This window comes from Antarctobacter albus, from assembly GCF_900101505.1.
In the GTDB taxonomy this organism is placed as follows: Bacteria; Pseudomonadota; Alphaproteobacteria; order Rhodobacterales; family Rhodobacteraceae; genus Antarctobacter; species Antarctobacter albus.
This window is the reverse complement of sequence record NZ_FMZI01000003.1, coordinates 31,205-57,468: the sequence shown is the minus strand read 5'-3', so window position 1 is coordinate 57,468 and position 26,264 is coordinate 31,205. Positions and strand designations below refer to the sequence as shown.

Sequence of the window (26,264 nt, the reverse complement as noted above, 5' to 3'; positions counted from 1 at the left end):
GCCCCTTCACGCAGGCGCAGACAGGAGGAGACCCCATGCCGAAATTCGCCCTTGGCAAGACCGATCTCGAAGTCACCGAGCTTTGCTTTGGTGGCTCCGCCCTGGGCGACATGCCCGACACATATGGCTATTCGGTGGACGAAGACCGCGCGCGTGCCACGGTCGAGGCGATCTTTGACGGGCCGGTGAATTTTCTCGACACCTCGCGCAACTACGGGTTCGGCCGGTCCGAGGAACGGATCGGCGCCGTGATCAAGGACCGCGGCGGCCTGCCCGAAGGCTTTGTCCTGTCGACCAAGCTGGACCGCGAGATGGAGACCGGGCGCTTCGATGCCGCCCGCGTGCGCCAGTCGCTGGAGGAAAGCCTGGCGGCACTGAACCTCGACAGCATCCCGCTCCTGCACCTGCATGACCCGGAACATGCCCGCGACCTGGCCGAGATCACCGGCGATGGCGGCGCGCTGGACGAGTTGTTCAAGCTCAAGGAAGAGGGGCTGGCACAGGCCGTCGGACTGGCGGCGGGCAGGCTGGATGTGATGGAGCCGATCCTGCGCGCCTATCCATTCGACGCGCTGATCTCTCACAACCGGTTCACCCTGCTGAACCGCTCGGCGGATGCGATGTTCGACTATGCCTATGACAACGACATTGCCGTGTTGAACGCCGCGCCTTTTGCCAGCGGCGTGCTGGCCAAGGGCAGCGCTGCCATGCCGCGCATCACCTACCAGGAGGCCGACGATGCCGCCCTGGCCCCGGTGCGCGCCATCGAGGAAATCTGCGCCCGCCACGGCGTGCCGACCGGCCCGGCGGCACTGCAGTTCTCGCTGCGCGATCCGCGCATCACCTCGACCGTGGTCGGCGTGTCGAAACCCGAACGCGTACAACAGACGCTTGACTGGGCAGCAATGAAACTGCCGGAGACGCTCTGGGACGAGCTGTCGAAACTGCCCTTCTCGGACGAAGACCCCGAGGCCAACCGCGATTACAAACCGGGCTGAGGGCAACACGGGCGCAGGGCGGGGCTTGCCCCGCCGTCCCGGGTCACGCTTCCCTGGCCCAGTCTTCCCAGTCGTTGCCGTGCCAGATCACCTCGCCGTCCCAGGCAAAGGGGATCTGGTGCACCACCACATCCTCTCCGCGCATCAGCACAACGCGGTAGGACGGTTCCAGCGGCCCCATGCCCGAAAGCTTCGAGGGCGACAGGTTCGGGATCACCTGGTGCACCGTCGAGGCCACGCCGGAAAAAGGAATGCCTGCCAGCGTGCCCGACAGCGGTTCGTGCACATGACCAAAGAAAATGTGCACGATCTTGTCACGATGGGCCTTCAAGAGCGGCCTCAGCCCCGCCTGGTCACGGTCGTTCAGCGACAGCATGTCCGAGGACGGATCGCCCAGGTGCAACGGGTTGTGGTGAAAGAACAGGAACGCGCGGGCACAGCCCTCCAGCTGCGCCCGCAGCCAGTCCAGGCGCACCTCGCAGAAATGGCCCGCGTGGCTTTGCGGCTGGACCGTGTCGCAATAGATGAACCGCCCCTCGGGCAGGTCCTCGGCATGGTTGATGAAACCGGCCGCGTCGCGTGGATGTTCTGGGAATTGCTCCAGGAAGGCAGTCCTGTCGTCATGGTTGCCCACCATCAGGCGCACCGGGATCGGCAGCACGCGCAGTGCCTGTTTCAGCGCCGCATAGGCCTCGGGGTCTGCCCAATGGGCCAGGTCGCCGGTGATGACCAGCCGTACCGCGTCCGAATGATGCTCGGCGATATGGCCAAAGGCGCGGGCCAGGCGTTCGTGCGGGTCGATCCCCTCGATCAACATGCCCGGCACGCCCAGGTGAATATCCGACATGTGGATGAATTTCATGACACAGCCCCCGTCCGAATCGCCACGACCCTATGACAGCCGGATCACAGGATCACGACATCCGGACCAGGGCTTGCGGTTCAGGTGCGCAGGGGCCAAAGACACCGGCAAATTGACAAGCGGCGCAGGGGCGGCAACTCTGCCACCAGCCAAAAAACCGACAGGGGTAATTCCGATGAAACTCATGACTTTCACCGCGCTCGCCTGCGGCCTCGCGGGCGCCGCGCTGGCCCAGGACACTTGTGCCACCGGCAAGACCCTGACCGACGGCATGCTGACCATCGCCACCGGCAATCCCGCCTATTACCCCTGGGTCCTGGATGACGCCCCCGAAAGCGGCAAGGGATTCGAGGCCGCAGTGGCCTATGCCCTGGCCGGGGAAATGGGATTCGCCGCCGACCAGGTCACCTGGGTGCGCACCTCCTTCGACCAGTCGATCCAGCCCGGCGCCAAGAACTTCGACATCAACATGCAGCAGTTCTCGATCACCGAAGAGCGTGAGAAGGTCGTCGATTTCTCCGACCCCTACTACAGTTCCGCGATGGCGGTCCTGACCACGCAATCCGTGGTCGATGGCGGCGCGCAGCCCACCGTGGCCAGCCTGAAAACCCTGCTCTGGGGGGCTGATGCCAACACCACCGCCGTGCCGATGCTGATGGACCTGATCGGCCCGGACAAGCAGCCGATGCTCTACGGCGACAACGTCGACGTGACCGCGGCGATGCAGGCGGGCCAAATCGACGCCGCGCTCTTTGACCTGCCGACGGCGCTGTACCTCTCGGCCGTGGTGGTCGAAAACGGCACCATCCTGGGCCAGTTCCCGCCCGAGCGCAGCGACAGTCCCGACCAGTTCGGCCTGCTGATGGAAGAAGGCAGCCCGCTCAAGACCTGCGTGAACGAGGCCCTGGCCGCGCTGAAGGATAGCGGCAAGCTGGCCGCGATCGAGGCCGAGTGGCTGCAGGACGCCACCGGCGTTCCGGTCATCGAGTAATCGCGGAACGCGCCCCCGCTTCTTTGGTTTTCCAAGTACCTCGGGGGAGGCCCGAAGGGCCGGGGGCAGAGCCCCCCGCCCCGCCCCCCCCATGCCTGACGGACAGTTGATGCCCACCCGCAGACAGATCTTCGAGACCCGCCAGCGCCGACGCGCCAACCTGATCGCCGCCGGTTCGACCCTGGCGGTTGTCCTGGCCATTGTCGTGTTTGTGCCGATGGCTCCCGGCTGGGACCGGGTCCAACGCAGCTTTTTCAACGGCGAGGTCTTTGCCAAGACCTTTCCGGGCCTGCTCGAGGCCTTCCTCCTGGACATCGCGATCTTTGCCTGGTGCGCCCCTCTGATCGCGGCGCTGGGGCTGGCGGTGGCCATCGCGCGTGACCTGCGTACGCCCGCGCTCTACCCGGTGAAACTGGCGGCGATCCTCTACACGGATATCTTTCGCGGCCTACCGGTGATCCTGGTCATCTACTTGATCGGCTTCGGCATTCCGGGACTGGGCCTGCCGCGCCCCTGGAACTCACCCTATATCTGGGGGTCGCTGGCACTGGTGCTGGTCTATTCCGCCTATGTCGCCGAGGTCATCCGCTCCGGCATCGAATCGATCCACGAAAGCCAGCGCGCGGCGGCGCTGTCGCTGGGCCTGTCGCCGTCCGATGCGATGCGCTTCGTGATCCTGCCGCAGGCGATCCGACGCGTGGTGCCCGCCAACATGAACCTCTTCATCGCGCTGCAAAAGGATGTGGCCCTGCTCAGCTTCATCGGCCCGGTCGAGATCTTCCGCCAGGCCGGTGTCTACAAGTCGCTGCTGGCCAATTTCACGCCCTATGTCGGCGCCGCGCTGATCTTTCTGGCGATCACCATCCCCGCGACCCGCTACGCCGACCACCTCATGAACCGCCAGCGCAAGGCCCGCAGCTGATGCCGACACTTTCCCTGAAAAACGTCCGCAAGAGCTTTGGCGGCAACGAGGTCCTGCGCGGCATCGACCTGGACATCACCACCGGCCAGATGATCTGCCTCATCGGCGCATCCGGGTCCGGTAAATCCACGCTGCTGCGCTGCCTGAACCTGCTGGAACCGATCGACGACGGCACCATCACGCTGGACGGGACGGACATCTCCGAGCCCGGCTTCGACCCGCAGCCGGTGCGCCAGCGCATCGGCATGGTCTTCCAGAGCTACAACCTGTTCCCGCACATGACGGCGATGGACAACGCCATGCTGGCGCCGCGCCGCATCCACGGTCACAACCGGGCCGCACTGGAACCGCGCATTGCCGAGCTGTTCACCCGTTTTGGCCTGGGCGACCGGATGCAGCACTATCCCGACCAGTTGTCCGGCGGACAGCAACAGCGGGTCGCCATTGTGCGGGCGCTGGCGATGCGCCCCGAAATCATGCTGTTCGACGAGATCACATCGGCACTGGACCCCGAGCTGGTGGGCGAGGTTCTGGATGTTCTTAGGCAACTGCGGGCCGAAGGCATGACGATGGTCCTGGCCACGCATGAGATGGGTTTTGCGCGTGAACTTGCGGACACGGTCTGCTTTCTCGACCAGGGCCGCATCCTCGAATCCGGGCCGCCCTCGCAGGTCTTTGGTGCACCGCAAGAGACCCGCACGCGGGCCTTCCTGTCCCGCGTATTGTAGCCACCGGGCGCCCCACCCCCGCCTAGCCCCTCTCAAATACCGGAATTTGCCCGACTTTTTGCAGGGTCGGGTTTTCCTTCGTTGACGCAACGGCCCCTTCTGAACAAACTGAAATCATCTTGATGACAAACCTTTTTTCGAAGGATGGATACCGTGCGTACCGCCGCTGCAATGGCCACACTGATCACCTCGCTGGGACTGGCGGCCTTTTTGCCCGTTCAAACCCGGGCGCAGGAGTTCGTCGGTTTCGACCGGACGAGCTTTGGCAGTGTCGTTCTGCGCCGAAACCAGACGGCAGGCGGCGGCAGCGACATCAACCTCGAACTTGCCATCGGCGACTACAACAACGAGCCGATCCTGAACTATTCCCCCAACAGCGTCTTTTCCAAGATGGGGCTGGCCGTGGGCCGTCTGGACATCCTCACCGATACCGGCGTCTACCCCTGCACCGCCTTCATCGTCGACGACAAGCACATCCTGACCAATCATCACTGCGTGCCCGGCATCCTCGACAATGAACGGGCCGGTGCCACGCGGATCGACTCGATCCTTTTCGTGGCCGGCTATCGCCAGCCGGGCGTCGACGAGGGAACCCGCCGCTACACGGTCGTGCCGACGCCGGTCGAGACCTCCAAGGATCTCGATTACGCAGTGCTCGAGGTGATCGGCGATCCCTCGGCCGATTTCGGCACGCTGGACCTGGCCGCCGTCACGCCGCAGGACAACGATCCCTACTGGGTCATCGGCCACCCGATGGGAGAAGCCCAGCGCATCAGCCGCGAGAAGTGCCGCGCCAATGCGCCCGCCCTGTCGAACCGCCAGCTGCTGCACACCTGCGACACGCTGCCGGGCAACTCCGGCTCGCCGGTGATCGACGCCTCTCTGCAAAAGGTCGTCGGCCTGCATCATGCCGGGTCGAACCGCGACGCGGTCAACTATGCCATCCCGATGGCCGACATCCTGGCCCAGTCCACGGTGCTCAAGGCCGCCGTCGTGCCCGGCGCCCCGGACCCCGTCACGCCACCGCCGGCCCCGGCACCCGGCGAGGAGGGCAGCGGCCGGCCGCTGCCGCCGGAAGAGCTCGCCCCGGAACTGGCGCTGTGCGACGCGCTCTATGCCGAGGCCAAGGAATTCGACGAATGCTTTGCCTACGAGGCCTACCTGCAGGTCTGCGGCGACCACGGCTATTCGATCCTGGCCAAGTCCTATGTCGCGCGCCAATGCACCATTGCCGAGACACCCGAAGAGCCGGTTCCCCCAGTGATCGATACCCGCCCCGAAGAACCGCTGCTGTGGTGGTGCACTTCGCCCAACCTCAACACGACCGAGCGCACGATCTGCGGTGACCGCTACCTTGCCGGCCTCGACGAGGAAATGGAGCGCGCCTACAAGAACCCCGCGCGCCCGGTGAGTGCATCCGACCAGCAGAGTTGGCGCATAAACACCCGCGATCGCTGCGGCGCAGACACGGATTGCATCTCGCGCGTGGTGATCGACCGTATCACCTTTCTCAAGACGCCGGAAAAGGTGGTGACACCGCCGCCCAGCCGCACCTTCCCGATGTATGTCACCGGGACCGATCACCTGAACGTCCGTTCCGGGCCGGGCACGCAATACGGCGTCGTCAACCGGATCGACTTTGGCGACAAGGTGACCGTGCTGAACCAGAACGGCGGCTGGAACAACGTGCGCCTGTCGAACGGCCAGGACGGCTGGGTCTCCAACCGCTACCTGGCTTCGGACAAGCCGCGCCAGCGCCCGGTGACGCAATGTACCGCCACCGTGGTGAACCTGAACCACTACAACAGTCACACCCGCAACAACGGGAGCGGCTTCCTGAACATCCGGACGCAAGCCAGTACCCGCGGCCGGATCATCTCCGAGACATATCTCGGCGACACCCTCAGGGTGCTGAACCAGAGCGGCAACTGGGCCCAGGTCCGCTGCCTCTCGGGACAGTGCCAGAACCCCCACCGGGGCAGAGGCGGAGTGACCGGCTGGGCCTCGAAGAAATACCTCTCGATCCGGTGCCAATAATTCGAATTCCACCCCAATCCCTCTTTGAACAGGAGAAGATGTTATGCAACCCAACGACCTGATGAAGGTGAGCGTCATCGCCCTGACGACCGCTTTCGGCCTGCCCGCACTGGCGCAGGACCAGACCAAGCTGGTCGACCCGGAGGAGCTGGATTACCAGTTGCCCGCCGATGCGACCGCCCAGGAAAAGGCAGCATACGCGGTTCTGGACAAGTACTGCGCCGACTGCCACCAGCAAGGCGCGCTCGGCGACGGGCTGACCACGCCGAAGGCGGGTTTCGGCCACGTCCTCGACCTGCGCCGCCTGTCCCATGACCCCAAGTTCGTGGCCGTGGGCGAACCGTCCAAATCCAAGCTGTACCAGGTCATCACCGGCGGCGCGCCGGCGATGCCCGACAACTGCTGGGACCCCAGCTGCGTGCCGAACGAGGCAGAGCTGCAGCAACTGCAGGACTGGATCGTCGCTCTGGGTGACACCGCGCCCGAGCCGCGCACCTACATCTCGCTTGCGGACATGTACGCGATGGCCCATGCCGACATGCAGAGCCTGCCGACCAACCGTCGTGACCGCGTCCGCTATATTTCGATGCGGCCGATGTGGAACGACCCGGACGTCACCGACGAGAACTACACCGCCTACCTGGCGGCGACGGTCAAGCTGCTGAACGCGCTGAGCTGGAACCCCAACGTCTACAAGTTCGAAAAGGTCGACGAGCACGGCATCCTGCTGCGCGTCTTCCTGCCCGATCTCGACTGGACGCATGAAACCTGGGGCTACATGGAAGCGCAGTACCCCTACGGCATGGAAAGCGACACCGACCCCTACCTGGGCTCGCTGCAGCACCTGGCCGGGACCAAGATCCCGATCATCCGCGCCGACTGGTTCGCCGCGACCGCTTCGGTTTCGCCGATGTACTATGACATGCTGGGCCTGCCCGACACGGTGCATGGGCTGGAAAAGCTGCTGAACATCGACATGAAGAAGAACATCCTGAACGAGCAGGTCATCCGCGCCGGCTTTCAGGACTCGGGCGTGTCGACGCACAACCGCCTGATCGAACGTCACCCGATGGGCACCGGCTTTTTCTGGACCTCCTATGACTTTGCCGGGTCGGCCAAGCGTCAGAGCTTCTTCGAGTTCCCGCTGGGTCCGACAGAGGCCTACGGCCCCGATCTTGCCTTCCTCCACGATGGCGGCGAGTCGATATTCACCCTGCCCAACGGCTTCCACGCCTATTACCTCAACACCGCCGAAGGCGATCGTCTGAACGTCGGCCCGACCTCGATCGTGCGCGACACCGACTATCCCGACGGCACCGGCGAGGTGGTCAACGGCATCTCGTGCATCTCGTGCCACTCCAAGGGCATGCGGTTCAACGACGACACCGTGCGTGACGTCGCCCTGAACAACCTGTCCCTGTCGGCCTCGGCGCGTCAGACCATCGACGCGATCTATCCCGGCAAGGATGTCGTGAACGAGTACTTCCAGCGCGACATGGAAGCCTTCCTGGACACCCTGGCCAGCGCAGGCATCGAACCCGACACCAAGGCCGCAGGCCTGGAGCCGGTGCGCGGCCTCTTCGTCTACCACGTCGACTACTTCATCGACTTCGACCAGGCGGCCAACGAACTTGGCCTGACCTCGGACGCGCTGCGCAGCCGGATGGCCTTTGCCGGGCACGAGATGGCCAGCCTGCTGACCCGTCTCGACACCTCGCCGATTGCGCGCGACGAATGGACGGCGGCCTACCCGGTCCTGCTTGAAAAACTGACGGACTACTACCCGTACAAGACCGACCATGTCGTGACGGCGGACCTGTCCTACTCGGTCAAGCAGGTGGTCAAGGACACCGACTACGAGCCGCCGGCCAAGAAGGTGAAAGTGATCAAGGACGATGGCTATGTGGACACCAAGGTCGTCAAGAAAGACGCCGACTACACGCCCACGGACAAGGACTATGTCGTGACCGGCAAGGAACCGATCAAGACGCATGACGACGCCAAGAAGTACGGCGACGACTATGATCCGGTCCAGCATTCGGCCGCGGCCCAGAGCCACCTGACCGTCTACACCGACAAGCCCACCTACAAGGTCGGTGACGAACTGCGGGTCTTCATCGAACCGCGCCACGACTGCCGCCTGACGCTGATCTCGATCGACGACGATCACGACAGCTGCGTGCTGTACCCCTTCCCGGGCCTCGATGACATCGTCATCCCGGGCGGCACCCAGTACGTCTTCCCGCCGAAGGGCGCGCTGCGCACCTCCGAACCGGGGCTGGAGACAATCCTGGCGATCTGCAACGGTGGCGACGCGGCCATCAAGAAGGCGACCCGCGATACCTCCAAGGTGTCCTGCGCAGCCGGTCACAAGACCGTCTCCAAGGATCACTACGAGGGCATCGTCAAGGAAACCCTCATTCTTGACCTCGACGCAGACGCCAAGGACAAGAAGCACACCGCAAGCGGCGTAGACTACCGCGCCGTGTCCAAGCACAACCCCGACGTGACCAAGGCCCAGATCTCGGTCGTGGTCCGCGATTACTGAGGAGACGAGAGCGATGCGAGAGCTTTTCCTTGGCGTCGCTCTCTGCCTTGGCCTGCCCCCTGCGGCAGGCCTTGCGCAGAGTGGCGAAATCTTCATCCCGGGCGACGATCCCCTGGTAGATATCAAACCGCAGCCGAAAAGCGCGATGGCCAATTGCCTGCTAAACCCCGACGCAGCGACCTGCGCCGGTGTGGATATCGACCCGGACGGGATCGCGCTGGAAAGCGCGGGACCGGGGGTGGAGTATGAAACGCTGGTGCTGGACCTGGACAACAACAAGGTCACTGTCAGCAAGGCCCCCCCTCCGCCCACACCGACCTACACCGACACGGCGAAACCCAAGCCCCAGGAGCCCGTGACGGCGCGCTACGACGAGCCGAAACCTTTGAACTACGACGCTCCTGAACCGCCCAAGACGGGCAAGGTCGTGATCCCGTCAGTCGCTATCACAATCGAATTCGATTATGACAGCGACAAGGTCCGGCAGGACCAGAGCGGCAAGATCAACACGCTGATCGCCGCACTGAACGATCCCGCGCTGCAGGGCACCTCTTATGCGGTCGTGGGCCACACCGATGCCGTTGGCTCGGCAGGCTACAACTGCGATCTCAGCCTGCGCCGCGCGGCCTCGGTGACGCGTATCCTGGAAGGGGCCTATGTGGGCGTGCCGCTCTACCCGGTCGGCTGGGGGGAATATGTCCTCAAGAACGAGGCCTACCCCGACGCGCCGGAAAACCGCCGCGTGACCTTCATGCGCCTGCCCAACACGCCCGGCGCCGTCCTGCAGACCGCAACCACGGTCTGCCAGTACTGACACCGCGGGCCCCGCCCGTCACCGGGCGGGGCCTATGTCCTAAACCGTTCTCCTGTCCCAGGTGGGCCGCAAATAGCACGGTTTGACACTTGCCTGACCCGGAATGGCACAGCTACCTTGTCATGGGCGCGCCGCCTCTGGGCATTACCTTCCGGGCAAGGACAGAATTTCGAATGGACTCCAATCACGACACGGGCGGGCCGCAGCGGGCCCCGCTGGCCAATTTCCTCACCTATCGCTTTGCCAGGGTGCAGTCCAAGCTCAACGCGCAGGCCTCGCGCATCCTGCGGGAACACTCGGGCGTGACCATCACCCAATGGCGCATCATCGCCGTGATCGGCGATGGAGGGCCCTGCACCTCGGCGCAGTTGTCGCGGATGACCGCGATGGACAAGGGTCTGATCAGCCGCAACGTCAAGTCTTTGAACGCCGAGGGCTACCTGAGCGTGACCCGCGACCAGACAGACAACCGCGCGCTGTACCTCGACCTGACGGAGAAGGGGCGCGAGGTCTTTGAGCGCACGATGCCCAGGATGCAGGCCCGCCAGAAGGCCCTGCGCGCCTACCTGGACAAAAGCCAGATCGATCTGCTGATGCAGACCTTCGACACGCTGGAAAAGGCCGCCGAGGACCCGAACGTCTGAACAAGCCTAGAGGGTCACCCGGCAACAGCCCCGCCGGGCACTGTCGGCGATGGCGTGGATCACACGTTCGAACACCAAGGCGTCCTGCATCGACGGATAGGCCTGCCCACCGTCGCGGATGGCCGTTAGCAGGTCCGCCGCCTCGATGGTCTTGAGGTCGCCAAAGCCCAGCTGATGCCCAGGCGCAGGCACAAAGGCGCCAAAGGGCGGATGTTCCGGGCCGGTCAGGATCGTGCGGAATCCCTGTTCCGCCTTGGGCCCCTCGTTCAGGTAGACCTGCAATTCGTTCATCCGCTCCTGTGCAAAGCAGATCATCCCCCTGGTGCCGTGGACCTCCCAATCGAGCTTGTTCTTGCGGCCCCAGGCCGACCGAGAACTGGAGATCGACCCATGCGCGCCATTGGCAAATCGCAAGAGGGCCGTCGCCGTATCCTCGTTCTCGACCGCGCCCCGGCCCGATCCGTCGGGCAAGGGGCGCGTGTCGTGGATGATCTGCGTGTCGGCGACAAGGCTCTCGATCGGTCCGGCAAGGCCAACCACCATCGACACCAGGTGACAGCCCAGGTCGCCCAGCGTGCCAAGGCCCGCGTCCTGCAGCCGCGCACGCCAGGTCCAGGGCAGATCGGGGTCAGCCTGGTAGTCTTCGTCCACCCAGCCGCGCACATGCACGACACGGCCGATGCGCCCCTCCTCGATCAGCTTTTTCGCGTGCAGAAAGGCCGGGTTCCGGATGTAGTTGTAGCCTACCATCGTGACGGTCCCGGCCTCATGCGCCGCCTGCGCCATCTCTTCGGCCTCGGCCAGGGTCAGCGCCATCGGCTTTTCGCACCAGACATGTTTGCCCGCCCTGAGCGCGGTACAGGCCATTTCGTGATGCAGGTTGTTCGGCGTGGTGATCGAGACCACGTCGACCGCCGGATCGGTGACAAGCGTGCGCCAATCCCCTGTCGCACGGGCAAAGCCGAACTGGTCCGCCATCTCTGCGGCTCGGTCCTGGGGCGTATCGCAGAGCATCTCCAGACGCACTTCGGGCAGGTCGCGCCCGAGAACCGCCCGCGCGGCGCCCCAGGCCAATGCATGGGTCTTGCCCATGAAGCCCGTCCCGATCAGCCCGATCCCCAATCCTGCCATGCTGCCCTCCTGTTTTGCACCTCAGCCCTAGCCGCGTGACGCGATTCTTCCCAGAGAGATTGCAACCGGGGGATTGGATTTCTTGCAAAAACCCTCATGATGCGCGCGCACAATTCATCAATCGTCAGGACATGACATGGCCAAACGTCCGACCATCACCGATCTGGCCCGCGAGGCGGGGGTCAGCGTCGCCACCGTTGACCGCGTGCTGAACGGGCGGGCCAAGGTGCGCGAGGAGACCGCTCGCCGCGTCTACGAGGCCGCCCAACGCATCGGTTACCATGCCGCCGCGCTGATCGGGCAGCGGATGTTCGCGGACCTGCCGGAGGTGCGATTCGGCTTTGTCTTTCCCAAGGCGCGGCAGCCGTTCTGGCAGGACGTCGCGCGCGAGATGGAGGCGGCTGTGGCGCGGGCGCCGGGCATTCGCGGGTCGTTCGCGGTGGAATTCGCGCCCTCGCAAAGCCCCGGCGACATCGCGGGCTTGCTGACCGGCCTGGCCGACCGCTGCGATGCGCTGGCGGCCTCGGCGGTCAACCACGTCCAGATCACCGATACCGTTGCCCAGTTGCAGGCGCAGGGGGTGCCCTGTTTCGCCATGCTCAACGATTTCGCGCAGGGCGTGCGGCAAGGCTATATCGGGTTGAACAACATGAAGGCGGGACGCATCGCTGCCCACATGATGTTCCGCACCGTGGGCAGCCCGGGCAAGCTGGCGGTCTTCGTCGGCGGCTACCGCTGGCACGGGCACGAGCTGCGAGAAACGGGTTTCCGAAGCTATTTCAGGGAGTTCGCGCCGGACTTCCGCATCCTCGACACGATGGTGAACTTGGAGACGCGGCAACTGACCTACGAAACCACGCTGGAACTGTTGCAGCGGCATCCGGATCTCAAGGGGCTGTACTGTTCGGGCGGCGGCATGGAGGGCGCGATTGCCGCCCTGCGCGAGGCGCGGGCGCCCGGCCAGGTGACACTGATCCTGCACGAACTGATCCCAGAATCGCGTGCCGCGCTGGCCGATCGTTATGCAGAGATGTCGATTGCCACGCCGCTGGAACAGCTGTGCAACGACACGGTGGCGCTGATGGTTTCCGCCGTTCAGCAGCAGGAAAGCCCCACCCCCGGACAGCATTTCCTGCGCCCCGATCTCTACCTGCCGGAGTCGGTTTGACCATCTTGGCGCGACCACCCGGCCTTGTACGTTTTGTACAAAACGTACAGCGTTTTCTGCGTTTTGTACAAAACCCTCAGACCGGCGGACTCACTACGCCAGAACGTCCCGACCTCCAGTCGCAAGAACGCGTCGGACATACCGGTGCCTCCGGATCAAAACGGTCCAACACGACCTCGCCTGAGACGTTTCATCTCATTTGGCAGAAAACCCTCTCGCAGAACCTATCAAAGACCCTCATGAATGAGAGGATTCGGATTGCGGGGAATTGACCGCGGGCCCCTCTCGGCTCAGGTTTGCGCCAACATGCGCCGCGCTGAGGAGAGCGGCGCGGATGTTTCGACGATCCGGAAAGGCAGATAGGCATGGGCAAGACCCTGGATGTGATCACCATTGGCCGGTCCTCGGTGGACCTCTATGGCGCGCAGATCGGCGGGCGGCTCGAGGATATGGCGAGCTTCAACAAGTATATCGGCGGCTCGCCCACCAATATCGCCGCCGGGACCGCGCGGCTGGGCCTGAAATCGGCGCTGATCACCCGCGTGGGCGATGAACACATGGGCCGGTTCATCACCGAGGAGCTGCTCAAGGAGGGCGTCGACACGCGCGGCGTCGTCACCGATCCTGAGCGCCTGACCGCACTGGTGCTGCTGGGCATCCGCGACCAGGAACAGTTCCCGCTGATCTTCTACCGCGACAACTGCGCCGACATGGCGCTGTGCGAGGATGACATCGACGAGGGGTTCATCACGCAGGCGCGGGCAGTCGTCGCCACGGGCACGCACCTGTCACATTCGCGCACCGAAGCGGCGGTGCTCAAGGCGCTGAACATCGCGCGCGGGAACGGGATGCAGACGGCGCTGGACATCGACTATCGCCCGAACCTCTGGGGGCTGTCCGGGCACGGTGACGGCGAAAACCGCTTTATCGCCTCGGACGCGGTCACGGCCAAGCTGCAAAGCACGCTGCATCTGTTCGACCTGATCGTCGGCACCGAGGAAGAGTTCCATATCGCCGGCGGCACCACGGACACGATCCAGGCGCTGCGCAATGTCCGCAAGGTCTCGGGCGCGACACTGGTCTGCAAGCGCGGCCCGATGGGCGCCGTCGCCTTCACCGGCGAGATCGCGGATACCCTGGACGAGGGCCAGAGCGGCCCGGGCTTTCCCATCGAGGTCTTCAACGTGCTGGGCGCCGGTGACGGTTTCATGTCCGGCCTGCTGAAAGGCTGGCTGACCGACCGGGACTGGCCCACCGCACTGACATATGCCAACGCCTGCGGCGCCTTCGCCGTCTCGCGCCACGGCTGCACCCCCGCCTATCCCTCCTGGGCCGAGCTGGAGTTTTTCCTGCAGCGCGGGGTCAAGGAAAAGGCCCTGCGCAAGGACGCCGAGCTGGAACAGGTGCATTGGGCCACCAACCGCAAGGGCGACTGGTCGACCATGCGGGTCTTTGCCTTTGACCACCGGATGCAGATGGAAGCGCTGGACGGCGCCACGCCCGAGAAGATCGGTGCCTTCAAGGAATTGTGCCTGCAGGCCTGCAAGCAGGTGGCGGACGGGCGGCCCGGCTACGGCCTGCTGGTGGACAGCCGCCTGGGGCGCGATGCGCTTTACAAGGCTGCCGGAACGGGTCTGTGGATCGGGCGCCCGGTGGAATGGCCCGGATCGCGCCCGCTGACGCTGGAACCCGAGATCGGGCCGGATTTCGGCGGGCTGAACGAATGGCCGCTGGACCACGTCGTAAAGGTGCTGTGTTTTTACCACCCCGACGACACGCCCGAGATGCGCGCCGACCACGAGGCGACCGTGACCCGCCTGTTCCATGCCGCGCGGCGCAACCGGCTGGAATTCCTGCTGGAGGTGATCCCGTCGAAGGCCGGGCCGGTCGATGACGACACCACGGCAAAGGTGATCCGGCGGTTCTACGAATTGGGCGTCTATCCCGACTGGTGGAAGCTGGAACCGATGACCTCGGACGTGGCATGGCAAAAGACCGTGCAGGCAATCGAAGAGAACGATCCCAACACCCGTGGTATCGTGGTGTTGGGCCTGGGAGCCGGAGAGGCTGCGCTGAAGGAAAGTTTCAAGGTCGCGGCGCGTTTCCCGCTGGTCAAGGGCTTTGCCGTGGGCCGCACGATCTTTGCCGACGCGGCGCAGGCCTGGATGACAGGCGCCATGAGCGACGCGGACGCGGTGGCGCAGATGACGGACAATTTCGCACGCCTCTGCGGCCACTGGGATGCCGCACGCGGGGAGGACTGAGACATGACGACGATCCGACTGACCGCCGCGCAGGCGATGGTGCGCTATCTTTCGGCGCAGATGACCGAGGATGGCGAGAGGTTCCTGGCCGGGTGCTGGGGCATTTTCGGCCACGGCAATGTCGCCGGGCTGGGCGAGGCGCTGTACCAGGCGCAGGAAGAGCTGCCCACATTTCGCGGCCACAACGAACAGACGATGGCCCATAGCGCGATAGCCTTTGCCAAGCAGAGCGGGCGGCAGCGGGCGATGATGGTCACATCGTCGATCGGGCCGGGGGCGACCAACATGGTCACCGCCGCCGCGCTGGCGCATGTGAACCGCCTGCCGGTGCTGCTGGTGCCGGGCGACGTCTTTGCCAACCGTGGCCCGGACCCGGTGCTGCAACAGGTCGAGGATTTCGAGGATGGCACCGTGTCGGCCAACGACTGTTTCCGCCCGGTCTCGCGCTATTTCGACCGGATCACCCGGCCCGAACAGCTGCTGACCGCCCTGCCCCGCGCGATGGCCACGATGACGGACCCGGCGCAATGCGGGCCGGTCACGCTGGCCTTTTGCCAGGACGTGCAGGCCGAGGCCCATGACTATCCAACCAGCTTCTTCGAGCCGCGCGTCTGGTATCGCCGCCGCATCCGCCCCGATCACCACGAATTGCACCGGGTTGTTGAAAAGATCCGCGCGGCCAAGCGCCCTGTGATCGTCGCCGGGGGCGGCGTGCATTACGCCGATGCCTGCGGCGACCTGCAAGGCTTTGCCGAGGCGCATAACATCCCCGTGGTCGAGACGCAGGCGGGCAAGTCGGCGCTGGCCTGGGATCACCCGCTGAACCTTGGCCCCGTGGGCGTCACGGGGGCCACGTCGGCCAATGCCATCTGCGCCGAGGCGGATCTTGTGTTGGGCGTGGGCACCCGGTTCCAGGATTTCACCACCGGCTCCTGGACGGTGTTCAAGAACCCGGCGGCCACGCTGGTGAGCCTGAACGTCAACGCCTATGACGCGGTGAAACACGGCGCGCTGCCCTTGTTGTCGGACGCGAAGACCGGGTTGACGGAACTGGCGCTGGAGCTGACCTCCTACCGGGCCGGGGATGTCCCGGCGCAGCTGAAGCAGGACTGGTTCGCCGCCGTCGATCCGCTGACCGATGCGCCCGCCGATGGCAACGAGCTGCCCACGGACCAGCAGGTGATCGGCGCCGTGCAACGTGCCAGCGGGCCGGACACGGTGGTGATGTGCGCCGCCGGCTCCATGCCGGGCGAGCTGCACAAGCTGTGGAAGGCCCCGCGCCCCGGCGCCTATCACATGGAATACGGGTTCTCCTGCATGGGCTACGAGATCGCCGGCGCAATGGGGATCAAGATGGCCCAGCCCGGGCGCGACGTGGTCTGCATGCTGGGCGACGGCAGCTACATGATGGCCAACTCCGAGCTGGCAACGGCGGTGGCGATGGGGATCAAGATCACCCTGGTCGTGACCGACAACCGCGGCTTTGGCTGCATCAACCGGCTGCAGATGGGCACCGGCGGGGCCGAGTTCAACAACCTTTTCGACCACTCCAGCGTGGCGCAGAGCAACATAGATTTCGCCGCCCATGCCGCCAGCATGGGGGCGGCGGCGGTCCATGTGCAGACCATCGCCGAACTGGAAGAGGCGCTGAAACGCGCCGCAGACGCCACCGGCCCCTTTGTCGTGGTGATCGACACCGACCCCTACCCCAGCACGCCGCATGGCGGACACTGGTGGGACGTGGCCGTCCCCGAGGTCTCGGCCCGCGAGGAAGTGACCGAGGCCCGCAAGGGCTATGAGGCACAGCTCAAGGAACGCATCTGACATGGGCCGTGACATCCGCCCCCTAGGAAAGGCATGCCAATGATCCGCTACGGCACCAACCCCATCGCCTGGGCCAATGACGACGACCAGACGCTTGGCGCCCATATCCCGACAGACCAGATCCTCTCCGAGGCGGCCGAAATCGGGTTCGCCGGGATCGAGGGCGGGCACCGCTGGCCCGCCGATCCGCAGGCGCTCAAGGAGCTGCTGGGCCGTCACCGGCTGGTGCTGCCCTCGGCCTGGTACTCGCTCGAACTGTGCGCGCGCTCCGTCGAAGAGGAAAAACAGGCGATCCAGCCGCATCTGGACATGCTGAAGGTGAACGGCTGTTCGGTCTGTATCGCCGCCGAATGTTCCAACACCGTGCATGGCTCGCAGGTAACGCCGGTGTCGCAACGCCCGCGGCTGTCAGCCGAGGAAATGGCCACCTATGGCGCCAGGCTGGAAGAGATCGCGCAGTTCACCGCCGAGCAGGGCCTGACGCTGGTCTATCACCACCACATGGGCACCATCGTCGAGAGCCCTGAGGACATCGACGCATTGATGGCCGCCACCGGCCCGGCCACGCATCTGCTGTTCGACACCGGGCATTGCTATTTCGGCGGCGGCGACCCGGCCGAAGTGTTGGCCCGCCACGCCCCCCGCGTGCGCCATTTCCACGCCAAGAACGTCCGTGACGACATCATGAACCAGGTCCGGGGCGAAGACCTGACCTTTCTCGAAGGTGTCCGCAGGGGCGTCTTTACCGTGCCCGGCGATGCCGAGGGCGCGATCGACTTTGCCCCCTGCCTGCAGATCCTGGCCGACACGGGCTACGAGGGCTGGCTAGTGATCGAGGCCGAACAGGACCCCGAGGAGCGCGACCCGGTGAAATACCAGACCCTTGGCCTGACCACGCTGCGGGACACCGCCCGCGCCACCGGGCTGGACAGGGGGTAGGGCATGTTCGACGTCCAGCACCCCTTCTTCATCCCGCTCTGGCGCCGCATCGTTGTGGTGGCCGCCTGTATCGGCTGGGCGCTGCTGGAACTCAGCTGGGGCAATCCCGGCTGGTCGATCGTGTTCGGCGCCATCGGGGCCTATTGCGCGCACCAGTTCTTCGTCGCCTTCGACATCGAGGCGATCCGGAAGAAGTACACCGACGAAGGAGGATCGTCATGAAAGACACGGCTTATTTCGACGTCACGTCCTGTGACCTTGCGGAGTTCGCCCGGCTGACCGGGCAAAGCCTCTCTGCCTCGGACCTGCGATTTGCCTCGGCGGTGGAACAGAACGTGCCGGTCTATGAGGTGGCCTCCCTGCAGGCGGCGCTGGGCGATCCCGCCCACCGGGCCGAGCTGCTGGCGGAATGGGGCTTTGTCCTGGGCCAGTCGGCGGGCGTCCTGGCGCTGAAAGGCGCCTATGCGGATACCGCGCCCGTCGACGCGGCAACCGCCGTCTTCAACCGGATCATCGCCCGCGAGAGCGAGGCCGGACTGGGCGCGGGCGACCATTTCGCCAAGGCCGGGTCGAACGCCCGGATCTGGAATTCGCTGCAGAAACACTGTCTCGAGGATCCCGAGGGCTTTGCGCTCTACTACGGCAACCCGGCGATCGCGGCCGTCTGCGAGGCCTGGCTCGGCCCCTTCTACCAGATGACCGCGCAGGTGAACCTGGTCCGCCCCGGCGGACAGGCCCAATCGGCGCACCGCGACTATCACCTCGGGTTCCAGACCGCCGACGTTGCGGCGCGGTTCCCGGCCCATGTGCATGACCTTTCGGCGGTGATGACCCTGCAAGGGGCGGTGGCCCATTGCGACATGCCCATTGAGAGCGGCCCGACCAAGCTGCTGCCTTTCTCGCAGTTGTTCCGCCCCGGCTACATGGCCTACCGGCGCGAGGATTTCCGCGAGTTCTTCGAGGAGAACTACATCCAGTTGTCGCTGGCCAAGGGCGACGCGGTGTTTTTCAACCCTGCACTGTTCCACGCGGCGGGAGAGAACCGCAGCGCCGACATCGAACGCATGGCGAACCTGCTGCAGGTCTCCTCGGCCTTTGGCCGCGCGATGGAGACGGTGGACCGGACGGCCATGAGCCGCAGGCTGTACCCCGCGATCCAGGCGCTGCGCGCCGCCGGGCGCCTGGGGGACGAGGCGCTGGCCGCCGCCGTGGCCGCCGCCGCCGAGGGCTATTCCTTTCCCACCAACCTCGACAGCGACCCGCCGCTGGGCGGACTGGCCCCTGAAACCCAGAACGCCCTGTTCCACCGCGCCCTGTCCGAAGACCTCTCGCCCGAGGCATTCGCGCAGGCACTTGCGGACCAGGACGCGCGCCGCCACCCCTGACCCCGGGAAGGACAAGATGACCCAGCTGCTTCGCAAACCCGCCGGCACCACCGGCAAGGTCCACGAGATCACCGTGGACAAGGCCCGCACCTCCGAAAGCCCAGATTGGGGATACGTCGGGTTCGACCTCTGGCGACTGCATGCCGACGACCGCGCCGAGGGCCGCACCGGCGACCGCGAGGTGATCCTGGTGCTGGTCGAGGGCAAGGCGCACATCAGCGGCGGCGGCCAGGATTTCGGCGAACTGGGCGCACGCATGAGCGTCTTTGACCGTATCCCGCCGCACGCGGTCTACCTGCCCGCCGGTGCGGACTGGACCGCGACGGCCACCACGGAGTGCACGCTTGCGGTCTGCTCGGCGCCCGCCAGCGCCGACTACCCGGCGGCGCAAATCGGCCCCGAGGGCATCGACCTGGTGGAACGCGGGCGTGGCACCAACACGCGCTACATCCACCCCATCGCGATGGAGGAACGGGATGTTGCCTCCTCGCTGCTGGTGACAGAGGTCTACACGCCGTCGGGCCACTGGTCGTCTTACCCGCCGCACCGCCACGACGAGGACAATTTCCCCGAGATGACCTATCTGGAGGAAACCTACTACCACCGGCTGAACCCGGCGCAGGGGTATGGCCACCAGCGGGTCTTTACCGAGGACGGATCGCTGGATGTCACGGTGTCGGTCAGCGATCACGACGTGATGCTGGTGCCCAGGGGCCATCACCCCTGCGGCGCGCCCTATGGCTACGAGATGTACTACCTCAACGTCATGGCCGGTCCGATGCGCAAGTGGCGGTTCCGGAACCATCCCGATCACAACTGGATCGCCCGGCGCGACGCCTGACGCGCCCGGTATCAGGGGTGTTTTGGGGTATTTGCACCAAGAAGAAACAGCAGGCGCGCGCTCCTGGTTTCTTCTTGGTGCAAATACCCCGGGGGTCAGAGGGGGCAGCGCCCCCTCGTCCTACGGCGCAGCCGGGCCCCGCATGTGGATTTGGGCGCAGGGCTGGGTCGCGCCGCTGCCCGCGCTGCGTGTAGGGTGGGTTGTTCCAACCCACCCCGTCAGGGCAGGAGCTTTCCCGGGTTCAAGATTCCCTCCGGGTCCAGCGCCGTCTTGATCGCCCGCATCATGTCCAGCGCGACGGCATCCTTGCGCCGCGCCATCGAGGCCCGCTTGGCCAGGCCGATGCCGTGTTCGGCGGAAAACGACCCGCCAAGACCCAGGACCACGTCCTCCACCGCCTCCATCACCGCGTCCTTATGGCCCGCGTCGCCGATCCAGACCGGGTAGTGCACGTTGCCATCGCCCAGGTGAGAGACGACGACAGGCTGCGCCTCCGGGTCGATCTCGGCCAGCCGCGCGCCGGCCCGCTCAAGGAAGGTCTCGACCTTGTCCAGCGGCACAGAGATGTCGTTGTTGACCAGCGGGACGTGCGAGAGCGAGACCTCCGCCGCCGCCTCGCGCAGGGCCCACATGGCCTCGCGCTGCGCGTCGCTTTGCGCAACCGCGGCGTCCAGCACCGCGCCCTCTTCCAGCATCTCGCCCAGGACCTCTTCGAGGTAGGCCGCGATCGGCACTTGCCCGTCGGGGCCCGGCTCGGCGTCGCGCGGGGCGGTGGCGCCCAGTTCGACAAGGATGGTCACGTCGTATTCCCCGTCGAGGACCGGCCGCGCCTCGGGGTGCATCGCTGCGTATTGCTGTATGTAGAAACGCGACATGAACTCGAAGGCCTCGACCGCGCCGCCGGTCACGTCCCTGAGCCGGTTCAGCACCTCCAGAGCCCCCGAGAGCGTCTCTGTCGCCACCATCGCGGTGGCAAAGGCGCGCGGCTTTGGCACCAGTTTCAATACCGCGCGGGTGATCACGCCCAGCGTGCCCTCCGATCCGATCAGCAGGTGGCGCAGGTCGTAGCCGGTGTTGTTCTTGTGCAGTTCCGACATCAGATCGACCACGCGGCCATCGGCCAGCACCGCCTCCAGCCCCAGCACCAGGTCACGCGTGTTGCCATAGCGCAGGACGTTGGACCCGCCCGCGTTGGTGGCGAGGATGCCGCCGATCCGGGCCGATCCCTTGGCGCCGAAAGTCATCGGGAAACTCAAACCCTCGGCCGCCGCGGCGGCGTGCAGGTCGCTGAGGATCACGCCCGCCTCGACCACGGCAAGCCGGGCGGGGGCGCGGATTTCCTCGATCCTCGTCATCCGGTCGAGCGAGAGCATCACGGCCCCGTCGCCCGAAGTGCCGCCGGCAAGCCCGGTGTGCCCCGAGACCGTCACCACCGGCACCCGTTCCGCATGGGCCGCGCGCAGGACGGCGGCGACCTCTGCGGTGCTGCGGGGGCGCGCCACGCAGAGCGGTGTCCAGCTGTATTGCCCGGTCCAGTCGCGCGACCAGGCAGCCATGTCCTCACCGGTCAGGACGCCGGATTCGTCCAGTTCGCCGCGCAGGTGATCCACGAGGCTCATTGCGGGACCTCGAATGTCAGCGAGGCCCAGAGGCTTTCCCATGCCGGATCTTTCTCTTCCTCGATCTCCAGTTCCCGCATGACCACGGCATCGACCAGGTAGAAATGCCCCGGCTTCACCTCGACCCGGGCGCGTCCCTCGTCGTCGGTGCGGTATAGACGGATCGTCACCGTGCCCTCGGGGTCCCGTTCGAACAGTTCCACCTGCACGTCCACGCGCGGTTCGCCCTGGTAGAGGACGCGCACCGGCAATCCGTCAGAGAGGTCGTCGGTATAGGGATTCGCCTCGGCCACGATCTCGGTCAACAGGCCCACTTCTCGGTCGGCGCCCGCACCATCGCCCAGCGCCACCAGGCTCTTGGCGTGGCGGGAATAGCGTTCGCGCACCCGGTCCTGCCCCAGTCCGCGATCCAGGTGCCTGTCAAGCGCCCAGGCGAAATCCTTGTGCTCGACGAAGGTGACGAATTTTTCCCACTCGGTATAGGTCAGGCTGTAGTCGCGGGTGACATGCACGATGGTCGCCAGCCCCGTGCCCTCGGGCACCATGTTCAGCGCCGGCTTGTCGCCAAGCCGCCCCTCGACCGGTTCGACCCCTTCGGAGGTGACGATGTCGAAACGGGTGAAGTTACGGGGATTGTAACTGTAGGTCGCGCCCTTCAGTTCCGTGCCGACGAGGGTCTGTGCCAGTACCGGCGCCTCGTCGGGGATCACAAAGCCCTCGGGCTCGATCCAGAATTCATGAGCCGACAGCGGCCCGGCCAGCAGGGCCAGGACCCAGGTCAATCGCAACATGCGGCGCTCCTTTATGCCTTTTGCGGCAATCTAGCGCCATGTCACCTCAACGCAACGGGATCAGGCCGCGCCGCGAAGCCTTGTTTCCATTTCTCCGGCCAATTCGGCCACGCGCTTGCGGAACCGCTTGTCCATGCCGCCACGGGCCAGCTTCATCGACTGCAGGAGAAGCCGGGCCGACAGGCTGCGCGCCGCCATGACCGTGGTGACATTGATCCGCGACCGCGAGGGCGACAGCGCCACCACATCCAGCGTCAGCGTCATGTCCAGCCCGCCCGACACGGTATCAAAGACCATCCGCTCTGGCGGCTGGTAGTCGGCCAGGGTGATGGCGGCCTCGCGCCGTTTGCCACGGAACCGGAAGGTCACGTCCCAGGCCATCCCGGCGCCCGGGCCGTCCCCGGTGCGTGTCACGTCAAGGCCGCGCCGCATGGCCTGGCGTTCGATGCTGTCGAAATCCGCCATCATGGCAAAGACCCGGTCCTGCGGGGCCTCGATATCTTCGCGTGCCGTGAGTTCCATCTGCCTGCTTTCGCCTCATCCTGTCCGGCTGTTTTCCGGCACCCTACCGCAACCTGCGCCTCAGTCCAGCCTATCCGCCATCCAGTTAAGCAACATGAAATGCGCGATGGCGCCCTTGCGGGCGGGCAACAGCCCCTCGCGCAGGCCCGCCGCCGCCTCGGCCACCTCTTCGCGCGTGACCCATATCGCGTCTTCCAGCTCGGCCGGGTCCACGGTGATCTCGTCGCTTGTCGCCTCGCCGTGACAACCGAACATCAGCGAGGCGGGAAAGGCCCAGGGCTGGCTGGCCAGGTAGCGGACCGGGCCGACGCGGATGCCGGCCTCTTCCCAGACCTCGCGCCGCACGGCGGCCTCGATCGTCTCGCCCGGTTCGACGAAACCGGCGAGGCAGGAATACATCCCCTCGGGCCAGCCCGGCGAGCGGCCCAGCAAACAGCGGTTGCCCCGGGTGATGAGCATGATGACCACCGGGTCGGTGCGCGGGAAATGCTGCCCGCCGCAGGCCGGGCAGATGCGGGTCCAGCCGGCCTGGTGCATCTCGGATTCCGCTCCGCAGCGCGAACAGAACCGGTGGCTTCCGTGCCAGCCGTGCACTGCCTTGGCGGTCGCCGCCAGTTCCGCGTCACGGGGCGTGAGACGCGTCATGATGCGGCGCAGCTCGGCAAAGCGGGCCTCGGGGCAACTGGGGTGGCTGTATTCGCTGGGATCGAGGAAACTCGCCTGCGCCTCGGCATCGAAATCCGGCGGGGTCCAGCCCGATATATCATGCGAAAAGACCGCCGCCCCCTCTTCGCGGCCCAGGAGGATGGGAGAGCCGCCCGCCTCCCCCAGGATCGGGTGGTCCAGAGGCAGGCGCACGGCCTCCATCATGCCCTCGCCCGCGACCAGCGGCTTGCCGCGCCAGATCGGGATCGTGCGCGCCCGCGCATCCTGCATCGCGGCGGCCAATGCGCCGATGTCGCCCCGGATCTCTGCCGCGCGATCCAGCCCCGATCCCCCGAATGTCACCTCTTCCGCGTGCCGCATCCCGTCCCCCGTTCCAGCGCCCCGCACATTTGCCCGCCCCGGACCGGGATGCAAACCCAAAGCCCGCGCGATTTCCCCAAGGTCAAGCCGCCACGGCGCGCGGGAATCGTGTTAGCGTCACATCACTGTTGGAATTTCCGGGTCAATACCATCACGCAGCCAAACTTTGGGGAAAACCATGTCACAGTCCTTTGATGCACGTCTCACGCGGCGCCAGTTCCTTGCCGGCACCACCGCCGGGGCCGCCCTGATCACCTTGCACCCCTATTCGGCCCATGCGGCGGCCAATCAGGCGCACCTGCGGATCATGGAAACGACGGACATTCACGTCCACGTCCATCCCTATGACTATTACGCCGACAAGCCGCGCGACACCGTCGGCCTGTCACGCACTGCCTCGATCATCGAGGGCATCCGCGCAGAGGCGACCAACACGATGCTGCTGGACAACGGCGATTTCCTGCAGGGCAACCCGATGGGCGATTACATCGCCTATGAACGCGGCATGAAAGAGGGGGACATGCACCCGATCGTGACCGCGATGAACACGCTGGGCTTTGACGCCGCCACCATCGGCAACCACGAGTTCAACTACGGCCTCGACTTCCTGATGAAATCAATGGCGGGCGCCGATTTCCCGGTGGTCCTGGCCAACATCGCCAAGACGACAGGCGCCACCGCGCGCGAGGACGAGACGCTGTTCAAGCCCTACGTCATCCTCGACCGGATGCTGACCGACGGCGCCGGCGACACGCATCCGATCAAGGTGGGCGTCATCGGCTTTACCCCGCCGCAAGTGATGAACTGGGACCGCAAGCATCTTGAGGGCAACGTATCCGCGCGCGACATCGTCGAGACGGCGAAATCCTACGTCCCCGAGATGCTGGAACAGGGGGCGGAAATCATCGTGGCGCTGTCGCATTCGGGCATCGGCGCGGCGGACCACACGGACGGCATGGAAAACGCCTCTGTGCCGTTGGCCGGGGTCGAAGGCATCGACGCGGTGATGACCGGGCATTCGCATCTCGTCTTCCCCTCGCCCACCTATGCCGACTATGCCGCCGTCGACGCGGACAAGGGCACGATCCACGGCAAACCCGCCGTCATGGGGGGCTTCTGGGGCTCGCACATGGGGCTGATCGACCTGCTGCTGGAACGTGACGGCAATACCTGGCGCGTGGTCAACACCATGTCCGAGGCGCGCCCGATCTCGAAACGCAACGAGGACCGTTCGATCACCGCGCTGGTCGAGGATTACCAGCCGGTCATCGACGCGACGCTAAAGGAGCACGAGGAAACACTGGCCTATGTCCGCCGCGCGGTGGGCCAGACCTCGGCGCCCCTGCACAGCTATTTCGCGCTGGTGGCCGATGATCCCTCGGTCCAGATCGTCTCGATCGCGCAGAAATGGTACATCGAACAGATGATGCAGGGGACCGAGTACGAGGGCCTGCCGATCCTGTCCGCCGCCGCGCCGTTCAAGGCCGGTGGTCGTGGCGGGCCGGACTATTACACCGACGTGGCGCCCGGCGCCGTGGCGATCAAGAACGTCGCCGACCTGTACCTTTATCCCAACACCGTACGCGCGGTGAAGGTGACAGGTGCACAGGTCAAGGACTGGCTGGAACGCTCGGCGGGCATGTTCAACCAGGTCGATCCGGGCACGCAGGACGCACCGCTGCTGAACCCCTCTTTCCCGTCCTACAACTTTGACGTGATCGACGGGGTGACTTACCAGATCGACCTATCTCAACCTTCGAAGTTCGGCCCCAAGGGCGAATTGGAAAATCCCGATGCCAACCGCATCGTGAACCTGATGTTCAACGGAGAGCCGGTGACGGCGGACATGGAATTCGTCATCGCCACCAACAACTACCGCGCCTCCGGCGGCGGATCGTTCCCCGGCGCCAAGGGCGACACCATCATCTTCGAGGCGCCGGACACCAACCGCGACGTGATCGTGCGCTACATCGTTGAACAAGGCACCATCAACCCGTCGGCAGATGCCAACTGGTCGTTCAAGCCGATGGAGGGCACCACCGTCCTGTTCGAGACCGGCCCCAAGGCGCGCGACTATGCCGATGACGTCAAGGGCGTCACCATCGAGGACGCAGGCGAAGGCGCCGACGGTTTCGCACTCTTCCGAATCTCGCTGTAAGACCGGGACACGAAACGTTATGGCGGGCGGCTTTCGGGCCGCCCGTTTTCCG

At 65.5% G+C, this 26,264-nt stretch carries 22 protein-coding genes; 16 read left to right on the top strand and 6 right to left on the bottom strand.

Annotation, left to right across the window (positions count from 1 at the left end):
• The first annotated feature begins 35 nt into the window (after positions 1 to 35).
• The gene (locus tag BLQ71_RS05805) at positions 36 to 998 is read left to right on the top strand and encodes an aldo/keto reductase (RefSeq protein WP_074621049.1); all 963 of its coding nucleotides are present in this window, start codon (positions 36 to 38) and stop codon (positions 996 to 998) included.
• A 43-nt stretch (positions 999 to 1,041) separates the two neighbouring features.
• Here BLQ71_RS05805 and BLQ71_RS05800 read toward each other — a convergent pair whose 3' ends face one another.
• Positions 1,042 to 1,860, bottom strand: a complete 819-nt coding sequence (locus BLQ71_RS05800; protein WP_043135918.1) for a metallophosphoesterase — start codon at positions 1,858 to 1,860, stop codon at positions 1,042 to 1,044.
• Positions 1,861 to 2,035: 175 nt separating this feature from the next.
• Between BLQ71_RS05800 and BLQ71_RS05795 the strand changes: the two genes are divergently transcribed.
• From BLQ71_RS05795 to BLQ71_RS05765, 7 genes are all read left to right on the top strand, one after another.
• Positions 2,036 to 2,851: an ABC transporter substrate-binding protein gene (locus tag BLQ71_RS05795; RefSeq protein ID WP_074621048.1), complete on the top strand. Its 816-nt coding sequence runs from the start codon at positions 2,036 to 2,038 to the stop codon at positions 2,849 to 2,851.
• Positions 2,852 to 2,960: 109 nt separating this feature from the next.
• On the top strand, positions 2,961 to 3,773 hold the full coding sequence (locus BLQ71_RS05790) for an amino acid ABC transporter permease (protein ID WP_083342165.1): 813 nt from the start codon (positions 2,961 to 2,963) through the stop codon (positions 3,771 to 3,773).
• Positions 3,773 to 4,501, top strand: coding sequence for an amino acid ABC transporter ATP-binding protein (locus BLQ71_RS05785; RefSeq protein WP_043135916.1), 729 nt, complete (start codon positions 3,773 to 3,775; stop codon positions 4,499 to 4,501). The genes BLQ71_RS05790 and BLQ71_RS05785 overlap by 1 nt, the downstream gene beginning before the upstream one ends.
• A 153-nt stretch (positions 4,502 to 4,654) precedes the next feature.
• Entirely contained in the window at positions 4,655 to 6,538 is a 1,884-nt protein-coding gene (locus BLQ71_RS05780; RefSeq protein ID WP_175459223.1) for an SH3 domain-containing protein, read from the top strand.
• Positions 6,539 to 6,581: 43 nt separating this feature from the next.
• A complete protein-coding gene (locus BLQ71_RS05775) occupies positions 6,582 to 9,086 on the top strand; it encodes a DUF4384 domain-containing protein (RefSeq protein ID WP_074621045.1) in 2,505 nt (834 codons plus the stop codon).
• A 13-nt stretch (positions 9,087 to 9,099) separates the two neighbouring features.
• A complete protein-coding gene (locus tag BLQ71_RS05770) occupies positions 9,100 to 9,900 on the top strand; it encodes an OmpA family protein (protein ID WP_074621044.1) in 801 nt (266 codons plus the stop codon).
• A 173-nt stretch (positions 9,901 to 10,073) separates the two neighbouring features.
• Complete coding sequence (locus tag BLQ71_RS05765) at positions 10,074 to 10,544, top strand: MarR family winged helix-turn-helix transcriptional regulator (protein WP_043135913.1); 471 nt, start codon at positions 10,074 to 10,076, stop codon at positions 10,542 to 10,544.
• Between the two features lie 6 nt (positions 10,545 to 10,550).
• Here the strand turns inward: BLQ71_RS05765 and BLQ71_RS05760 are convergent, their stop codons facing one another.
• A complete protein-coding gene (locus tag BLQ71_RS05760; protein WP_074621043.1) occupies positions 10,551 to 11,675 on the bottom strand; it encodes a Gfo/Idh/MocA family protein in 1,125 nt (374 codons plus the stop codon).
• Between the two features lie 136 nt (positions 11,676 to 11,811).
• Here BLQ71_RS05760 and BLQ71_RS05755 point away from each other — a divergent pair, with 136 nt between their 5' ends.
• The 7 genes from BLQ71_RS05755 to iolB all read left to right on the top strand — a co-directional run bounded on the left by BLQ71_RS05755 (position 11,812) and on the right by iolB (position 20,096).
• Entirely contained in the window at positions 11,812 to 12,843 is a 1,032-nt protein-coding gene (locus tag BLQ71_RS05755; RefSeq protein WP_043135906.1) for a LacI family DNA-binding transcriptional regulator, read from the top strand.
• Between the two features lie 365 nt (positions 12,844 to 13,208).
• The gene (locus tag BLQ71_RS05750) at positions 13,209 to 15,107 is read left to right on the top strand and encodes a bifunctional 5-dehydro-2-deoxygluconokinase/5-dehydro-2-deoxyphosphogluconate aldolase (protein WP_074621042.1); all 1,899 of its coding nucleotides are present in this window, start codon (positions 13,209 to 13,211) and stop codon (positions 15,105 to 15,107) included.
• 3 nt (positions 15,108 to 15,110) lie between these two features.
• Entirely contained in the window at positions 15,111 to 16,931 is a 1,821-nt protein-coding gene (gene iolD, locus BLQ71_RS05745; protein ID WP_074621041.1) for a 3D-(3,5/4)-trihydroxycyclohexane-1,2-dione acylhydrolase (decyclizing), read from the top strand.
• 39 nt (positions 16,932 to 16,970) lie between these two features.
• The gene (gene iolE / locus BLQ71_RS05740; protein WP_074621040.1) at positions 16,971 to 17,870 is read left to right on the top strand and encodes a myo-inosose-2 dehydratase; all 900 of its coding nucleotides are present in this window, start codon (positions 16,971 to 16,973) and stop codon (positions 17,868 to 17,870) included.
• A 3-nt stretch (positions 17,871 to 17,873) separates the two neighbouring features.
• Positions 17,874 to 18,092, top strand: coding sequence for a hypothetical protein (locus tag BLQ71_RS05735; RefSeq protein ID WP_074621039.1), 219 nt, complete (start codon positions 17,874 to 17,876; stop codon positions 18,090 to 18,092).
• Positions 18,089 to 19,255, top strand: a complete 1,167-nt coding sequence (locus tag BLQ71_RS05730; RefSeq protein WP_074621038.1) for a phytanoyl-CoA dioxygenase family protein — start codon at positions 18,089 to 18,091, stop codon at positions 19,253 to 19,255. The genes BLQ71_RS05735 and BLQ71_RS05730 overlap by 4 nt, the downstream gene beginning before the upstream one ends.
• Positions 19,256 to 19,271: 16 nt before the next feature.
• Complete coding sequence (iolB, locus tag BLQ71_RS05725; protein ID WP_074621037.1) at positions 19,272 to 20,096, top strand: 5-deoxy-glucuronate isomerase; 825 nt, start codon at positions 19,272 to 19,274, stop codon at positions 20,094 to 20,096.
• Positions 20,097 to 20,314: 218 nt separating this feature from the next.
• Here the strand turns inward: iolB and BLQ71_RS05720 are convergent, their stop codons facing one another.
• From BLQ71_RS05720 to nudC, 4 genes are read right to left on the bottom strand one after another with little or no spacing between them, the layout of a single operon-like run.
• On the bottom strand, positions 20,315 to 21,715 hold the full coding sequence (locus BLQ71_RS05720; protein ID WP_074621036.1) for an FAD-binding oxidoreductase: 1,401 nt from the start codon (positions 21,713 to 21,715) through the stop codon (positions 20,315 to 20,317).
• Complete coding sequence (locus BLQ71_RS05715; RefSeq protein WP_043135891.1) at positions 21,712 to 22,506, bottom strand: DUF4198 domain-containing protein; 795 nt, start codon at positions 22,504 to 22,506, stop codon at positions 21,712 to 21,714. The genes BLQ71_RS05720 and BLQ71_RS05715 overlap by 4 nt, the downstream gene beginning before the upstream one ends.
• 60 nt (positions 22,507 to 22,566) lie before the next feature.
• The gene (locus BLQ71_RS05710) at positions 22,567 to 23,028 is read right to left on the bottom strand and encodes an SRPBCC family protein (RefSeq protein WP_043135889.1); all 462 of its coding nucleotides are present in this window, start codon (positions 23,026 to 23,028) and stop codon (positions 22,567 to 22,569) included.
• 60 nt (positions 23,029 to 23,088) lie between these two features.
• The gene (nudC, locus tag BLQ71_RS05705) at positions 23,089 to 24,054 is read right to left on the bottom strand and encodes an NAD(+) diphosphatase (protein ID WP_074621035.1); all 966 of its coding nucleotides are present in this window, start codon (positions 24,052 to 24,054) and stop codon (positions 23,089 to 23,091) included.
• 178 nt (positions 24,055 to 24,232) lie between these two features.
• On the opposite strand from nudC, the gene BLQ71_RS05700 reads away from it, so the two are divergent.
• Positions 24,233 to 26,212 carry a bifunctional 2',3'-cyclic-nucleotide 2'-phosphodiesterase/3'-nucleotidase gene (locus BLQ71_RS05700; protein ID WP_074621034.1) on the top strand — a complete coding sequence of 660 codons (1,980 nt, stop codon included), beginning with the start codon at positions 24,233 to 24,235 and terminating at the stop codon, positions 26,210 to 26,212.
• Positions 26,213 to 26,264: the final 52 nt, after the last annotated feature.

Bases quoted from the DNA above. Each gene is read 5' to 3' on its own strand.
- BLQ71_RS05805 (WP_074621049.1), top strand. From the start codon at position 36: ATGCCGAAATTCGCCCTTGGCAAGACCGATCTCGAAGTCACCGAGCTT.
- BLQ71_RS05775 (WP_074621045.1), top strand. From the start codon at position 6,582: ATGCAACCCAACGACCTGATGAAGGTGAGCGTCATCGCCCTGACGACC.
- BLQ71_RS05720 (WP_074621036.1), bottom strand. From the start codon at position 21,715: ATGAGCCTCGTGGATCACCTGCGCGGCGAACTGGACGAATCCGGCGTC.
- nudC (WP_074621035.1), bottom strand. From the start codon at position 24,054: ATGCGGCACGCGGAAGAGGTGACATTCGGGGGATCGGGGCTGGATCGC.
- BLQ71_RS05755 (WP_043135906.1), top strand. From the start codon at position 11,812: ATGGCCAAACGTCCGACCATCACCGATCTGGCCCGCGAGGCGGGGGTC.
- iolE (WP_074621040.1), top strand. From the start codon at position 16,971: ATGATCCGCTACGGCACCAACCCCATCGCCTGGGCCAATGACGACGAC.
- iolB (WP_074621037.1), top strand. From the start codon at position 19,272: ATGACCCAGCTGCTTCGCAAACCCGCCGGCACCACCGGCAAGGTCCAC.
- BLQ71_RS05770 (WP_074621044.1), top strand. From the start codon at position 9,100: ATGCGAGAGCTTTTCCTTGGCGTCGCTCTCTGCCTTGGCCTGCCCCCT.
- BLQ71_RS05790 (WP_083342165.1), top strand. From the start codon at position 2,961: ATGCCCACCCGCAGACAGATCTTCGAGACCCGCCAGCGCCGACGCGCC.
- BLQ71_RS05715 (WP_043135891.1), bottom strand. From the start codon at position 22,506: ATGTTGCGATTGACCTGGGTCCTGGCCCTGCTGGCCGGGCCGCTGTCG.
- BLQ71_RS05710 (WP_043135889.1), bottom strand. From the start codon at position 23,028: ATGGAACTCACGGCACGCGAAGATATCGAGGCCCCGCAGGACCGGGTC.
- BLQ71_RS05730 (WP_074621038.1), top strand. From the start codon at position 18,089: ATGAAAGACACGGCTTATTTCGACGTCACGTCCTGTGACCTTGCGGAG.
- BLQ71_RS05700 (WP_074621034.1), top strand. From the start codon at position 24,233: ATGTCACAGTCCTTTGATGCACGTCTCACGCGGCGCCAGTTCCTTGCC.
- BLQ71_RS05750 (WP_074621042.1), top strand. From the start codon at position 13,209: ATGGGCAAGACCCTGGATGTGATCACCATTGGCCGGTCCTCGGTGGAC.
- BLQ71_RS05765 (WP_043135913.1), top strand. From the start codon at position 10,074: ATGGACTCCAATCACGACACGGGCGGGCCGCAGCGGGCCCCGCTGGCC.
- iolD (WP_074621041.1), top strand. From the start codon at position 15,111: ATGACGACGATCCGACTGACCGCCGCGCAGGCGATGGTGCGCTATCTT.
- BLQ71_RS05785 (WP_043135916.1), top strand. From the start codon at position 3,773: ATGCCGACACTTTCCCTGAAAAACGTCCGCAAGAGCTTTGGCGGCAAC.
- BLQ71_RS05795 (WP_074621048.1), top strand. From the start codon at position 2,036: ATGAAACTCATGACTTTCACCGCGCTCGCCTGCGGCCTCGCGGGCGCC.
- BLQ71_RS05760 (WP_074621043.1), bottom strand. From the start codon at position 11,675: ATGGCAGGATTGGGGATCGGGCTGATCGGGACGGGCTTCATGGGCAAG.
- BLQ71_RS05735 (WP_074621039.1), top strand. From the start codon at position 17,874: ATGTTCGACGTCCAGCACCCCTTCTTCATCCCGCTCTGGCGCCGCATC.
- BLQ71_RS05800 (WP_043135918.1), bottom strand. From the start codon at position 1,860: ATGAAATTCATCCACATGTCGGATATTCACCTGGGCGTGCCGGGCATG.